Annotated in this window: 12 protein-coding genes; 8 read left to right on the top strand and 4 right to left on the bottom strand. The window is 42.1% G+C overall.

Annotated features, from left to right (window positions below; translation table 11 throughout):
* Window positions 1–115: 115 nt before the first annotated feature.
* From BCU57_RS00930 to BCU57_RS00915, 4 genes are all read left to right on the top strand, one after another.
* On the top strand, window positions 116–1,327 hold the full coding sequence (locus BCU57_RS00930) for an IS256 family transposase (protein ID WP_102440683.1): 1,212 nt from the start codon (window positions 116–118) through the stop codon (window positions 1,325–1,327).
* Window positions 1,328–1,929: 602 nt separating this feature from the next.
* Window positions 1,930–3,603 (top strand): amidohydrolase family protein, encoded by a 1,674-nt coding sequence (locus BCU57_RS00925; protein WP_055023742.1) that lies wholly within the window; start codon window positions 1,930–1,932, stop codon window positions 3,601–3,603.
* Between the two features lie 77 nt (window positions 3,604–3,680).
* Window positions 3,681–4,664 carry a CobW family GTP-binding protein gene (locus BCU57_RS00920; RefSeq protein ID WP_102436176.1) on the top strand — a complete coding sequence of 328 codons (984 nt, stop codon included), beginning with the start codon at window positions 3,681–3,683 and terminating at the stop codon, window positions 4,662–4,664.
* 113 nt (window positions 4,665–4,777) lie between these two features.
* On the top strand, window positions 4,778–6,439 hold the full coding sequence (locus BCU57_RS00915; protein ID WP_198589892.1) for an amidohydrolase family protein: 1,662 nt from the start codon (window positions 4,778–4,780) through the stop codon (window positions 6,437–6,439).
* A 92-nt stretch (window positions 6,440–6,531) separates the two neighbouring features.
* Here BCU57_RS00915 and BCU57_RS00910 read toward each other — a convergent pair whose 3' ends face one another.
* On the bottom strand, window positions 6,532–7,710 hold the full coding sequence (locus BCU57_RS00910) for a threonine/serine exporter family protein (protein ID WP_102436178.1): 1,179 nt from the start codon (window positions 7,708–7,710) through the stop codon (window positions 6,532–6,534).
* A gap of 468 nt (window positions 7,711–8,178) precedes the next feature.
* On the opposite strand from BCU57_RS00910, the gene BCU57_RS00905 reads away from it, so the two are divergent.
* Window positions 8,179–8,430, top strand: coding sequence for a YfhL family 4Fe-4S dicluster ferredoxin (locus BCU57_RS00905; RefSeq protein WP_055023738.1), 252 nt, complete (start codon window positions 8,179–8,181; stop codon window positions 8,428–8,430).
* 102 nt (window positions 8,431–8,532) lie between these two features.
* On the opposite strand, the gene ubiT is transcribed toward BCU57_RS00905, so the two are convergent.
* Entirely contained in the window at window positions 8,533–9,054 is a 522-nt protein-coding gene (ubiT, locus tag BCU57_RS00900; RefSeq protein ID WP_102436180.1) for a ubiquinone anaerobic biosynthesis accessory factor UbiT, read from the bottom strand.
* Window positions 9,055–9,190: 136 nt separating this feature from the next.
* On the opposite strand from ubiT, the gene ubiU reads away from it, so the two are divergent.
* Window positions 9,191–10,192 carry a ubiquinone anaerobic biosynthesis protein UbiU gene (gene ubiU, locus BCU57_RS00895; RefSeq protein WP_102436182.1) on the top strand — a complete coding sequence of 334 codons (1,002 nt, stop codon included), beginning with the start codon at window positions 9,191–9,193 and terminating at the stop codon, window positions 10,190–10,192.
* Between the two features lie 8 nt (window positions 10,193–10,200).
* Window positions 10,201–11,100 carry a U32 family peptidase gene (locus BCU57_RS00890; protein ID WP_102436202.1) on the top strand — a complete coding sequence of 300 codons (900 nt, stop codon included), beginning with the start codon at window positions 10,201–10,203 and terminating at the stop codon, window positions 11,098–11,100.
* Between the two features lie 154 nt (window positions 11,101–11,254).
* Here the strand turns inward: BCU57_RS00890 and BCU57_RS00885 are convergent, their stop codons facing one another.
* Window positions 11,255–12,016: a hypothetical protein gene (locus tag BCU57_RS00885; protein ID WP_102436184.1), complete on the bottom strand. Its 762-nt coding sequence runs from the start codon at window positions 12,014–12,016 to the stop codon at window positions 11,255–11,257.
* Window positions 12,017–12,483: 467 nt separating this feature from the next.
* Between BCU57_RS00885 and BCU57_RS00880 the strand changes: the two genes are divergently transcribed.
* On the top strand, window positions 12,484–13,761 hold the full coding sequence (locus tag BCU57_RS00880; RefSeq protein WP_102436204.1) for a YjiH family protein: 1,278 nt from the start codon (window positions 12,484–12,486) through the stop codon (window positions 13,759–13,761).
* Between the two features lie 83 nt (window positions 13,762–13,844).
* Here BCU57_RS00880 and radA read toward each other — a convergent pair whose 3' ends face one another.
* Window positions 13,845–15,218 (bottom strand): DNA repair protein RadA, encoded by a 1,374-nt coding sequence (gene radA / locus BCU57_RS00875; RefSeq protein ID WP_102436186.1) that lies wholly within the window; start codon window positions 15,216–15,218, stop codon window positions 13,845–13,847.
* Between the last annotated feature and the right edge of the window lie 145 nt (window positions 15,219–15,363).

The raw sequence follows: 15,363 nt of genomic DNA, 5'->3' as shown, positions 1-15,363 counted from the left end.
GTTGCAGTTATTGCCTTTTAGGCCATAACTGTGACTGTTGAGGAGACTGTAACTAATTTTGTGTAACTGCTTATCAACACGTACTCTATAGAGAGTCAAGGATAGGCAGATACTCATGAACAAAAAAGATATTGAAGCTTTTGCTAAAGAAGCTGCTAAAAGCATTAAAACACCAGAAGACTTAAACCAATTCAGTCAGATGCTCAAAAAGATAACGGTCGAAGCCGCTCTTAATGCCGAAATGGATGACCACCTGGGCTATGAGAAACACCATAAATCGACTTCTGCTAATAGCCGTAACGGTAAAACCAGCAAGCGCATTCAAACTGAAGATGGTCAATTTGAGCTTGATACGCCGCGAGACCGTGAAGGCAGTTTCGAACCTCAGTTAGTTAAAAAACACCAGTCCAGATTTACCTCTATGGACGATAAAATATTGTGGCTCTACGCTCAAGGCATGAGTACTCGTGATATCGTTCAAGCCTTTGATGAATGGTACGGCGCAGAGATATCACCCACGTTAGTTTCTCGCGTTACCAACGCCGTTCTAGAGCAAGTTATTGAATGGCAAAGTCGACCTTTAGATGCCATTTACCCAATCGTTTACCTTGATTGTATCGTCGTAAAAATCCGTCAGGATAAGCGCGTTATTAACAAATCTATTTTCTTAGCGTTAGGCATTAACCTTGAAGGTCACAAAGAGCTAATGGGGCTTTGGATAGCTGAAAATGAAGGGGCTAAATTTTGGTTAGGTGTCCTCACTGAACTACAGCAACGAGGCGTTGAGGATATTCTCATCGCTTGTGTTGATGGCTTAAAAGGCTTCCCTGATGCTATCAATACCGTTTATCCAGATACTCATGTACAGCTCTGTATCGTACATATGGTCAGAAATTCATTAAAGTACGTATCGTGGAAAGACTACAAGGCAGTCACTGCGGACCTTAAAAGCATCTACCAATCAACAACGGAGGAGGAAGCTTTACTTGAATTAGACCGTTTCAGCGATACCTGGGATGAGCAATACCCCCAAATCAGCAAGTCATGGCATAATCATTGGCACAACTTAAATACGTTTTTCAATTATCCTCAGGATATTCGTAAGGCCATTTACACAACCAATGCTATAGAGTCGTTAAATAGCGTGATTAGACGAGCGTTGAAAAAACGTAAGGTATTTCCTAATGATGACTCGGCCAAGAAAATGATTTACCTTGCGATAAAAGAAGCCAGTAAAAAATGGACCATGCCCATCCGAAACTGGCGTACTGCGATGAGCCGATTTATTATTGAGTTCGAAGACAGAATTGTGAAGCATATTAACTAAATTGCAGTTACACAGAATCTGTTACACCCTCCTGTTGAGAAAGTGTTTACCCGCCAATGCAATACAAGCCACCACTTTGACTCAATCTCTACCTTTGACTCAATCTCTACCTTTCACTCAACTTCTATCACCTACTCAACTCTATCACCTACCCAACTCTATCGCCCACTCAAGATCCAGCCTACTACATATAAAAACTCATGACCTATCATTTAGTCAGTTATCACCTATCATTTATTTATTATTGGCCAAGGTTGGTCAAAACTTGAAGGGTTAGACCCTTCAAATGTGAGTTCCTCTAATCTATGCTATTAATTAATATCAGTAATAAGTTTTACAGCGGCAAAATTTTATCATTAACGCAATATCAGTAACAAACTCAAAGCGATACGAGCAACCGAAGCTAACAAAGCCGTAACCCTAAGCCCTGAAATATTTATTATTCGCCCCCAAAGACACGATTGCGCAACAAAAGTATCAAAGTGTGCTTTACATTATCCAAATTTAGAGCAAAGCTGTTTAAAGTAGCTTTTATGGTGCTTGCCGTTTCACATGTTGCCAGTTTTTACTATTTTTATTGCATGAATAAATGAGGATAAAAAATGAAAGACGATACCAAGCTAAATGATTTAACCACTAACAATGTCGACCAGTCAAAGCGTACTACGCTAACTAAGCTTGCAGCGGGTGCTGTTGGTACTGCAGCGCTTCCATTTGCCTCAGTTTTGCAAGCCGCATCAGACAAACTCACTGAGCAGCAAATTAAGCTAATGGCCAATGAAAAGGGCCCATTTGATATTGTTATTGAAAATGGCCGGGTCATTGACCCTGAAACTAAATTAGATGCCATTCGTAACGTCGGCCTTAAAGGCAATCGTATTGCCGCCATTTCAACAGATAAATTACAAGGCAAAAAAGTCATTGATGCCACAGGCTTAGTGGTTGCGCCGGGCTTTATTGATATGCACGCGCATGGTCAACAGCTTCCGGCTGCACGAGCACAAGCATTTGATGGTGTAACCACCGCTCTTGAAATGGAGTCGGGGTTGCTACCTATTGCTAAATTCTATGATGACACAGCCAAAGAGGGCCGCCCTATTAACTACGGCGCCTCTGTTGCATGGACTTATGCTCGTATCACGGCAAAAGAGCCCACAATGCCACCAGCAGACGGTACGATTGTTTGGTTTCAACAAGCATTTTCTAAAAATAACTGGCAAAACACCCTTGCGACAAAAGATGAGCTTAAATCCATTTTAAACTATGTTGAGCAAGGCCTTAAAGAGGGAGGTTTGGGCATTGGTATTAACGCTGGCTATGCACCAGGTTATGGCCATAAAGAGTACTACGAATTAGCAAAGCTAGCTAAACGCTATGAAATGCCTACTTATACCCACGTGCGTTACTTAAATAGCGCAGAGCCTAAATCAAGCTTTGAAGCCTACCAAGAACTGATCAGTTTATCGGCAACCACCGGTGCACACATGCATATTTGTCACCTTAACAGTACCTCAGTGCAAGATATCGAAGATTGTGCTGATTTAGTTCAAGATGCGGTTGATGCAGGCTTATCGGTGACAACAGAAGCTTATCCTTACGGTGCTGGTTCATCAGTGATCGGCGCAGAAGTTTTCCGCGGTGATGACTGGCTAGAGCGCTGGGGAGTGCCAAGTGCAAGCTACATGGAAGCAAATGGTAAAGCCTTAACACAAGAAAAAGTCACTGAGCTTCAAGCAAATGCGCCAGGTACAGTGGTAGTAATGCACTTTTTAAAACCTGATGAAAGTAAATCCGATCGCCATAAAATGGACCGCTCAGTATTATTTCCAGGCGCAGCCATTGCATCCGATGCAATGCCATGGATGAATCCTAAGGGGCAATTAATCGAAGGTAATGTATGGCCATTACCAAGTGATGCTATTGCTCATCCAAGATCGCTTGCTTGTTTTACTCGCTTTATCAGTAAATACCTCAATGAATACAAAGCAGTTACACTACTCGAAGCGATGGAGCGCACGAGCTTAAATGCGTGTCGAATATTAGAAAACAGTGTTCCTCAAATGAAAAACAAAGGCCGTATTCAAGTGGGTAAAGATGCTGATTTAGTCTTATTTAAACTTGACGAAATCAAAGTGCTAGCGACCTTTGATGCGCCTAATGCACTCTCAGAAGGGATGCATCATGTGATCGTAAATGGTACACCTATTATCGAAAATGGTGAATTGCATTTAGATGTAAATCCTGGCTTAGCAGTTCGTAATCCAGTGGTTGCATAACCATTATGCCTAAAATCATAAAGCTCGGGTAATACCGAGCTTTTTCGTTAAAAAGTAAATCATATAGAGAAACGTCAATGAATAAAAAACCTATTCCAGTGACCATTTTAGCGGGTTTTTTAGGTGCCGGGAAAACCACCCTGTTAAACCATATCCTAACCAATGCCGATGGCATGCGTATGGCCGTTATCGTAAATGACTTTGGTTCAATTAATGTCGATGCAGAGCTAGTAAAATCCCAAAGCGACAATATGATTAGCCTCGAAAATGGCTGTGTGTGTTGCAATCTTGCCGAAGGTTTAGTGGTCTCAGTGATGCGCATACTGGCACTTGAAGAGCGCCCTGATCATATTATTGTTGAAACCTCAGGTATTGCCGAACCTAAAGAAGTGGCATTGCAATTTGAAGATCCTGAACTACAAGCACACGCGCCATTGAACGCGATTATCACCACTATCGATGCTGAGAATATTTTAAGTTTAGAAGGTTCAATGGCCAGCTTGTCAGAGCAACAAATACAAGTCGCCGATATCGTGTTAGTTAATAAAGTTGATTTAGTGGCAACTGAGCAGCTGGAAAAAGTTAAAGCATGGTGTCAAACCCAAGCCCCTTTTGCCAAACTGGTTGAAATGGAGTTTGGAAACGTCGCACTACCGATTTTATTTGATGTACCTGAGCGGTTAGTAAAACTTAGCCATGAGCATACTTGTCAGCACCAAGGTGCAGACCATGACCACAGCCAATGCAACCATCATGACCATGTAAACCACAGCTTTGATACTTTTAGCTTCGAAACCGACAAGCCGCTGTCTTTACAAAGCCTCTATCCGCTATTACAGCAGTTTTCAGTCGATGCCTACCGCATGAAAGGTATTTTAAATTTATCTGATCGACCTGATCATCGCTGTATATTTCAATGTACTGGCCAACGCGCCAATGTCACTGTTGGCGAGCCGTGGGAACACGATGAAGCAAGAGCAACCCGTTTAGTCTTTATTGCCCCCAAAGGTGGCATGGACGAAAAAATAATGCGTGAAAAGTTAGCTAGCTTAGTGGTTTAAATATAAAACGACTATGCAGTAAACGGCCCACTAAAGCTGTTAATGACAAGCTGTAAATGCTTGGCTGATAATTAATAGCATGATAATCAAGGATATTGGCGAGAAAGGAGTAAATGATGTCCGAGTTAAATCAAGATGACAAATTAACCGCTGAAGTTGATCAAACCAAGCGCGATACCATGAAAAAACTGGCTATTGGCGCCGCTGCAATAACACTTTCATCGACTGCCACAGCAGAAACTAACAAGGGTCCACAAAAGCCAGAGTTAATGCCAAATCAAACAGGCCCGTTTGATGTAGTGATTACTAATGGCCGTGTCATTGATGCCGAAACGGGTTTAGATGCCGTACGCAATGTAGGCATTAAAGACGACAAAATTGCCGCTATATCGACAGAAAAGCTCACAGGTAAAAAAGTCATTGATGCCAGCGGGCTTGTGGTTGCCCCAGGCTTTATCGACCTTCACGCCCATGGACAACAATTACCCGCAGCCAGAGCTCAAGCCTTCGATGGTGTCACCACCGCCCTTGAGTTGGAATCAGGCCTATTACCCATTGGTAAGTATTATGATGACACAGCTAAAGAAGGTCGCCCAATTAACTACGGCGCCTCAGTAGCTTGGACCTATGCCCGCATTATGGCAATTGAAAGTGAAATTTCGCCCGCAGATGGCACCATTACTTGGTTTCAGAATGCCTTTAGTTTAAAAAATTGGCAAAATGATCTCGCCACCGACGCACAGCTAAATACGATATTGTCTGATGTTGAACAAGGCTTAAAAGAAGGTGGTTTAGGGATTGGTATTAATGGCGGTTATGCTCCCGCCTATGGCCATAAAGAGTATTACGGCTTAGCTAAACTGGCCAAAAGTTTTGATGTACCGACCTTCACCCATGTACGTTATGCCAACGGCATGGAGCCCAGATCAAGCTTTGAAGCCTATCAAGAGTTAATCAGTTTAGCCGCCACCACTGGGGCACATATGCATATTTGTCACCTCAACAGTACCTCGGTGCGAGACATTGATGATTGCGCCGACCTAGTGCAAGAAGCTGTTGATTCTGGTTTGCCGATTACCACTGAAGCTTACCCCTATGGCGCAGGCTCAACACCTGTGGGCGCGGCCTTATTTGCTGGCCCAGAATGGATTGACCGCTTTGGCGTTCCCGATGCAAGTTACATGGAAGCCAATGGCGTACCTATGACCCAAACCAAAATCGATGAACTACGAAAAACCAACCCTGGTGAAGTAATCGTTATTCACTTCTTAAAGCCTGACGACAGTAAAGAAGACTTACGCATGATGAAGCGTTCGGTGTTGTTTCCTAACGCCGCTATTGCCTCTGATGCCATGCCGTGGATGGACAGCAAAGGTAAATTGATTGAAGGTGATGTATGGCCATTGCCTAACGATGCTTTTGCTCACCCCCGCTCGGTCGGGTGTTTTGCCCGCTTTGTAAATAAATACGTGGTTGAGTATAAAGAAGTCAATTTAGTCGAGGCAATGAAGCGCACCAGCCTCAATGCGTGTCATATCATCGAAGATGCTGTGCCGCAAATGCGTAACAAAGGCCGTATGCAAGTGGGTAAAGATGCTGACATAGTGGTATTTGATCTCAATAGCTTTAAAGATATGGCCTCATTTACTGAGCCCAATAAGCTTTCAGTGGGTATGCAGCATGTACTAGTCAATGGCCAATCGATTATTGATAAGGGACAATTGCTTATGGATGCTAAGCCTGGCAGAGCAATTCGTCGCGATGTGACAGTCTAATCGATAATCAAAAAACGTCGATAAAACATGACAACGAAAAAGCGCCATTAGGCGCTTTTTTCATGTGTTTAGTTTTTCTCAATTAATATCGATTAGTTGCGTTTATGGTTAAACAAAAAGCGGTCATTGAAAATAGAATAAACCATGATCTGCCCTGCCATAATCGAACAAAACATCAATAATGCTGACATACCAATACTGGGGATAGGCAATATTGCAGTGGCAAAGAATGACTCACTGGCACCAACGATGATCCGGCTTCCTGGCACTAAAATGATCACCCCTTGGATAATATACACTAACGCAGGCACTTTACGTGCTTTACCGGCTAACAGCCCATAAAGAGTGATAATCATGGTGCTAATCCAAGTGCCGATAACCCAATCAGAGGTAAACCAATGTGGCCCCCACATGCCAACTGCAGCAGCGGGCAGGCCAATAATAATGTCTTGCCAACTGGCATTAAAAATCAGTCCAATCGCAACCGATATGCCAATTAACGCCAGAATATGCAAACCTAAAGGGATTTCATTAATAAATGGCGCAGCGGCTACATGGCCGACAAGCAAGTTTGATAAGCCTAAGCCCATCACCACGCCAATGAATATTTTTATTACCACCAAACTACTTTGGGCCAATAACTCTATGCCTGAGCGAAAGTCATTTAAGGCAAGACTAGCTAAACCATTGGTGACAGTAAGTCCTGGAATAAACAGCACAATGGATGAGATGCATAAAGCTAACACCGGTAACTCAGGAAATTGAGCGGCTAATATCCCCACCACAAAACTGGCAATAAACGCCACAATGAACTCAACCAGCATTGCTCGCTGCCCGGTGCACATTAGTTGAGCTAACCAGGCGATTAACCCTAAAAAAACCGAAATCATTGCCGCAAGATACGTGCTCCCCACCAGCATCAAATAGCAAGGCGGCAGTAATAGGTTGGCAATGCCTAAAGTAAAATTTGAGTAACTCGGCACCCCTTGATAGTTTTCTTTTGAGTGTATTGCCTTTAGGGTTGCCACCAAATTGCGTAAATTGACTGACGGTGGATTTTTAGTTTGCATCACCATTTTTTGAGTGGGTTGCTCGAAAATGGTCACAATTTTAGTTGGGGTAACATCAATGGCGATATCTATCTGGTGATGAGCCGCATAAGACTGGGTATATTTCGCCACTGAGTATGGCGCGCACCCTGATTGATGTAATCGATCTGAAAATGATAAAACATCATCATACTGTTGCTGGGTTGGGCTTTTATCTTCCATTTTTTTATTCTCGATAAGTCAGCAAAAAGTGGTTCTGAGGGCTTAGTTAAATCATAGTAGCTAAATGATAATTGCTACATAATAGTAGCGTTCTCATTCACTTCATAATCTGAAATAGAGGGTCAAACCCTTCAAAAATGAATCCTTTCATTGAATCAGCAGTGGTCGCGATAACCTCCACTGCAAAACATGAGCTAGACGGTGAATTTCTCGCTTAACCCTAGGCGGGCTATCTCTGTGTGATATAATCAACGATTGAAAGATTTATAGCGTGTTAAAACGCGATAGATCAGCGCAGTCATTCAACGCTTATTAAGTCTTTGTGTTCATTCAGGTCATTCTTCATGGTTAAGTACATGAAAATCCACTGGATGAATCATTGAAAGTCGGGACTGGGTAATTTTTACCATTATATGGAATATACATAAGCAATTGTTACAGATGAATTTTATAAGGTATATCAACTAAATGGCATTACTAATCGACGATAGCTGCATTAACTGCGACATGTGTGAGCCTGAGTGCCCTAATGAGGCTATCACCATGGGTGAAGAGATCTATGAAATTGATCCTGCGCTATGTACCGAGTGTGTGGGTCATTATGCAAAGCCGACCTGTGTGTCAGTTTGCCCAATTGATTGCATTGATCCTGATCCCAGCCACGCAGAAACCCCAGCTGAGCTGCAATATAAATATGAAGTCATTACAGGTAAGGTTTAACCCTTAAACTAAATGACATAAAAGGCGCTAATTAGCGCCTTTTTTGATGTTTATATTCATCCCATGTCTAACGCTCATCATCTGAGCCATTATGACTGAATATTACGCCGTGGCCGCGGCCTGCTCATTAGCATAGCCTTGTAACGTTTGTAGGGTAATAGCTAACTTTTCTATGCTAAGTTTTACCGCTGTTGGTAACGTATCAAGCTCAATACCGAGCAATAAGTTTTTCACTTCAAGCCCTAACTCAGTATCGCCTTCAATGCGCAGCTTACGTTGAAAAAATAACGTGTCAGGATCTTCTTTGGCCGCAGCAACCAGTAATAACTCGGGCACATTGGCAGTAAAAGTCACATCAGCTTGCGTCAAAGGACGTAATAATAACTGCTGATCGTAACTAATCTCAAAGTTGAGCGCGATGTCTTGCACACAAATAGCAACCCACTTACCTTGCAGAAAATCTAACTCACCAAATTTAATTTGTTCACTTAACGAAAGTGACAACATCTTAGCCAGAATATCCAACTTTACCTTTTCAGGGACAACAGAAAGAGACTGGGTGGCGACTTTAGGGGCGATATTAAGCAAGTTTTTAGCAACCTTTCCAGAAAAACCGAAAGACATTCATACTCCTACACTGACAAGATTCCAATTTAAGCTAGTTTACTCACATTTTATCAATTGAAACCTGTTTCAAATCAAATCATGTGATGTCATTCAACTTTACACTCACTTTCAATCGAAATTTGAGAGAGAGAATATGGAACTCTTGTGCCCTGCAGGAAATTTAGCCTCATTAAAAGCCGCTTTTAGAGCGGGTGCTGACGCCGTTTATCTAGGTTTAAAGGATGATACTAATGCCCGTTCATTTGCAGGTTTAAACTTCACCCCAGAACAACTAAAACAAGCCACCAAGCTTGCCCATGCCCAAGGCAGAAAAGTTTTTTTAACGTTAAATACTTATCCAAAACCTGGAGAGGAAACCCGCTGGTATCAGGCGATTGATTTAGCCGCCCAGCTGCAAATGGATGCACTTATTACCGCTGATATATCCCTGCTTCATTATGCCAGCAGCCGTTATCCACATTTGCCATTGCACCTTTCAGTGCAGGCGAGTGCAACAAATCAAGCCGCACTCGATTTCTATCATCAAAATTTTAATATTGAACGCGCCGTATTGCCTAGAGTGTTATCAATGAAGCAAGTGCGCGACCTAGCAAAATGTAGCTCGGTAGAGTTAGAAGTATTTGCCTTTGGTAGCTTGTGTATTATGGCTGAAGGACGTTGTCATTTATCGTCTTATGTCACTGGCCAATCACCTAATACAGGCGGGTCTTGCTCGCCAGCAAAAGATGTGAGATGGCAAGAGCAAGGCAACCAATGCCTAACTAGGCTAAATGACGTGCTGATTGATACTACAGGTATTGACCAACAACTTGGCTACCCCGTGGTCTGTAAAGGCCGCTACATTGCCGAAGCGGATACCAAAGCCGATTACCTGTTAGAGTCGCCCACCAGCTTAAATACCTTAAGCCTATTACCTCAACTTGCCCAAGCTGGGATCAAATCGCTAAAAATAGAAGGCCGTCAACGCAGCCCTGCATATGTAGAGCAAGTAACGCGGGTTTGGCGAGAAGCGATTGATAGCTATCAAAACAATCCTAGCGCTTTTAAAGAGCAAGCAAGATGGAATCATACCTTAGCCAAGGTATCTGAAGGACAAGTCACCACATTAGGAGCGTACGAGCGTCAATGGCAGTAAATAACAATATGAAAATCTCACTGGGCGCTATTAGCTATTGCTGGGACAAAGACACCACGGAACAATTTTATCATAGGGCAGCACAAAGCCAGGTTGATACTATTTATTTAGGTGAAACCGTCTGCAGCAGGCGTCGATTAATGAAATTTAAAGATTACTTCGCCATCGCCACTATGCTCAAACAGTCTGGCAAAAATGTGGTGCTTTCAACCATGGCATTAATCGAGGCACAATCTGAGCTTGGCGAACTTAAAAAGTATATCGATAATGGCGAGTTTATTATTGAAGCCAATGATATGGCAGGCGTGCAATTGGCCTCTGAGGCCAAACTGCCGTTCATTTGTGGCCCAACCATTAATAACTACAATAGAGCCAGCTTAGATATTTTGCATAAAATGGGTATGCAACGCTTTGCTATGCCATTTGAATTATCAAAGTCATGGCTTAAAACCGTGATTGGTGAGGGCGAAAACACGCCGCAATTTGAAGTGGAAGTCATGGGCCATGGTTATATGCCACTGGCGCATTCAGCGCGCTGCTTTACTGCCAAGCACTTTAATTTGAGTAAAGACAATTGTGAGACCATTTGCCAGCAACACCCAAAAGGGATTTTGGTGCAAACGCAAGAGCATCAGGATTTACTGAGATTAAATGGCATCCAAACTCAATCGGCTTCATTTGTTGATTTAACCGCTGAAATGATGCAAATGCAGCAAATGGGAGTGAACTACTTTAGAGTATCACCTAGCCAATTAGCCTGTATTGAGCTTGCAGATGAACTCACAAAGCGCTTAGCAAACAGTGATGAGACTCAAGATGATATGGCGATGGAAACTCGCGAGTTTGCTAACACAAAATCCTGTAATGGCTATTGGTTCGGCGGCGCTGGTTTACAAAAATCTAGTTAACACCTTAGTAATCGGGGCTAATGCAAGGCAGTGAATAACGCTGTAAGCTTTAGCCTCTTTGCTTACAAGTCTTTTTACTTACAAGGCTCTTATAACAAGTCTCCTACTGACAAGGCTCTTACTTACAAGGCTCTTACTTACAATTGCCCAAGAGTCATATCTTTGGCTTATCTGCTTTACTTTGCCCCTGGGGCAGAAAATAGCAGCGGCAAATGCTCAAAACCCACAGCCATGTAGTTATGATGCTTAGCCAAAATAAGATGGATAACCACCAAGTTTGCGGTTTAGGAGACTGCGACACAATGGCTTGAAATAGTAGTCCTTCAGAAAACGGGTTCTCACCTACCCCTACCCCTCCCCCCCAATATGGCCAAGTTAAAATCGCCCCGTGAATCCCCACCATTAAGCAAGCAAACACCATTGGCATTATATATTGGGCTTTACGCATAATTAAGCCATCAATCAAGCCCAGAAGCGCACTGAAAAAGCCAAAGTAAATAAAAATAGAGACTGCTTGAATATGTAAATGGTAAACGTTGAGTGGAAATAACCCCGTTGCTGCAAGGGCAAGAAAAGTCACTATAAGAGATAGCCAAAATAACGTACCTGTAATGGTACGATTTATTTGCAAGCCAAATAAAGCACCCATCGTCAGGCTTAAGCTACCAAAAAATAGCCCCGCATTAATCAGTATTGCAGAAGAAGAGCGGTTGTAAGTCCCCAGTTCACTGATTGAAAATTGCAGTAAACTATACTTATCACCATGCTGCATATGCTCAATAAACACAGATAAACCTATGCCGATAAAAAGCCCTATCAAGCCTAATAAACCAAACAGGTAAGCTAATCGAGCAATTTTTTCCGTTTTACTTATTATCACAGCGTATCTTGTTCCTTGTAAATTAGGCTCTATCATACTTAATCGCCTTTGATAAAAACGCTATCGACATCTAATGTTTAGTATTCAGTCAATTAACCGCGTCAATATAGAGGACACTACCAGAACAACCTTACAACCATCTACTTACTCATTGTAATAACAAAATCCCACCGTAACAACGTTTATATAACATATTGATTACAAAGAAAATAATTCGTGCAATTCAGTTAGGAAACGATACAATATAGATACGCAAAAAAAGCCCATAACTATTCGTTTTAGTGAATAGTTTTACTTAGAATAAATAAGCAGGTAACCTTGCCTCGCTTAGATATCCTATGAATGGACATTCAGCATTTCCCATAAGACGGTTTGATTAAATCAACCATGATTATTTAGTTAATTGGTAAGGCATATACAAAGTGACTCAAGAAAAACCAAAATATAATCTCAAAACAATACTTACCTTTATCATTCCGTCACTTATCGGATTGTTATTGTTTATGACACCTATTAGCTACGACGGCTCAATCACCATTCCGATTGCTATTGTATCAAAATTTGTACAAAACCAATTCGCCGATATATTACCTTTAATCGTAACCTGTATCGTGGTCTTTATGGCAATCGTGTCGGTGCTTACTAAACTAATAAACCCAAAGTTAGTTCGTAAGAGCCCGTTTTTGCATTCGCTGCTGAATGTCTCACCATTTTGGTTATTAGTACGCGTCTTAGGGGCAATATTCATTGTATTAACCTACTTAGAGATCGGTTCAGAAGTGATTTACTCAGCTGATACCGGTGCCTTGGTACTCAATGACCTATTACCAGTACTACTGTCAGTGTTCATTTTTGCAGGCATGCTGCTGCCGTTACTGCTTAACTTCGGTCTATTAGAATTTTTCGGTACCATGCTGACCAAATTAATGCGTCCAATCTTCAACCTTCCAGGAAGAAGTGCCATTGACTGTATGGCATCATGGTTAGGTGATGGCAGTGTTGGTATTTTAATGACCAACAAGCAGTATGAAACCCGTCTTTATACCGAGCGTGAAGCGGCCGTAATTGGTACTACCTTCTCAGCTGTTTCCATTACTTTTAGCTTAGTGGTTATCTCTCAAGTTAAACTTGAGCACTTATTTGTGCCTTTTTACTTAACCGTATGTTTAGCCGGTTTCGCCGCTGCGATTATCGTCCCTAAATTACCACCGCTATCATGGAAAAAAGATTTATATATCGACAACACCCCACGTCACCCAGATGATGAAATGATCCCACAAGGTCATGGCGTAATGTCTTGGGGCTTTGAGCAGGCAATCAATAAAGCCTCTCGTGCAGGCGGTATTAAACAGGTATTAACTGAAGGCGTTAAGAACGTGGTTGATATGGTGTTTGGTATTATTCCTGTGGTTATGGCCATTGGTACCATCGCATTGGTATTAGCTGAAAATACGCCGATTTTTAATTATCTAGGTATGCCATTTATTCCACTGCTCGAATTACTGCAAATACCAGAAGCCGATGTTGCTTCCACAACAATTGTGGTGGGCTTTGCCGATATGTTCTTACCTTCAATTTTAGCCAGTTCAATTGAGTCAGACTTAACCCGCTTTGTGATTGCAGCCTTGTCTGTCACCCAATTAATCTATATGAGTGAAGTCGGTGCATTACTTATTGGCAGTAAAATCCCAGTTAACTTCTTTGAGTTATTTGTGATTTTCATTTTACGTACCCTAGTGACATTGCCCGTTATCGCCCTTTGCGGACACTTACTGATTTAGTCGCTTGATTCGAGTCATAAAGTAAATACAAAAAAGGAGCCACAGGCTCCTTTTTTAATGCTTAACAAGTTTTGTTAATCCATTTAGTTAATCAGTTCTAATAACTCATGAATGGTTTTAATCGGATGGATTTTAGCACCTAATCCCTCCATTGATTTATGGTAGTTACGATGAGGAATATACACCTCTGTAAAACCATGTTGCACCGCTTCTTTAACCCGTGGCACACCGCTATCAATCGGTCTTACATCACCATTTAAACTAAGCTCCCCCATAATGCAGGTGGTTCTAGGCACCACAAAGTCATTCAAGCTACTCAGTAATGCCGTCACCAAGGCTAAATCAATACAGGTTTCTGATTCATCAATCTTCAAACCACCCACCAAATTAAAATAGGTATCATGATAAATCTTGGTGCGAGTATGCTTGCGTAATATCCCCGTGAGCATTTTAATCCGGTTCATATTCAAACCTACACAAACCCGCTGCGGAAACTCGCCTTCGGTTTCAGTAGTTAGGCATTGAATTTCGAGCAATAAATTACGATTACCTTTGCGGATACAGGTAATAGCCGCGCCGGGTGATTCAGTGGTTGAGCCCGAAAGGAAAATCTCACTGGGGTTATCAACACTTATCATACCGCGTTCAGTCATCTTAAAAATGCCCACGGTATCCACGTCACCAAAACGGTTTTTATTGGCCCTTAATGTTCTAATCTGGCCGTCATTGCATTCAATATGGGTCAGACAATCGACAATGTGAATAAGCGTTTGCGGGCCAGCGGTTTCATTATTTTTATTAACGTGTGCCACTAAAAACATGGTGACATTGTTTTGCTTACAATATTGGGTTAATGCCTGCGCACAGCTTTTAACTTGTGAAGGCGACCCCGGACTACCATTGGCACTTTCAGACACCACCGCTTGGATTGAGTCAATCACAGCAAACTTCACTTGCTTAGTTTCCAGTTCAGCAATAATCGCTTCGACACTGGTTTCTGCCATTAAATACAGGTTATCTTCGTTATAACTGAGCTTTAAGCGATTAACACGGTTTTTGAACTGTGACAGTGACTCTTCAGCGGTACAATATAATGAAGGCATAACTTGTGACATGCGGGCAATTAAATCGGACAGTAAAGTAGTTTTACCTGCACCAGGATCGCCTGAAATAATATTCACTGAGCCTGTGGTTAAGCCACCGCATAAGACCCTATCAAGTTCACCAATGCCGGTAAGCATTTTTTGGGCTTCAAACTCTTCCACTTCATGAAGTTTTTTTGAGCCGCCGCCGACAGAGCCTGCATAACCAGCTACCGAATTGGTCGACGATTTAACCGCAGAAATGCGCACTTCTGATATGGTATTCCACTCTTGGCAGGCATTGCACTGTCCTTGCCAGCGAGGAAAATCTTGTCCGCACTCATTACACACATACGCTGTTTTATTTTTTGCCATAGATCACTTTTGTCAGATTGCTGCTTATGGGATTTAAGCACTTATTAATTTATTAAATTTACACAGCTCAATTGTTAAGCTAATGGCGCCAAAATCGCATTATTACCTTAGCTTTAACAGACACCTAGACTAATTTTGTATAAAG

Source organism: Shewanella sp. 10N.286.48.B5 (assembly GCF_002874355.2).
Taxonomy (GTDB): Bacteria; Pseudomonadota; Gammaproteobacteria; order Enterobacterales; family Shewanellaceae; genus Shewanella.
The sequence above is the reverse complement of the archived record's forward strand: the minus strand, read 5'-3'. Positions and strand labels throughout refer to the sequence as shown.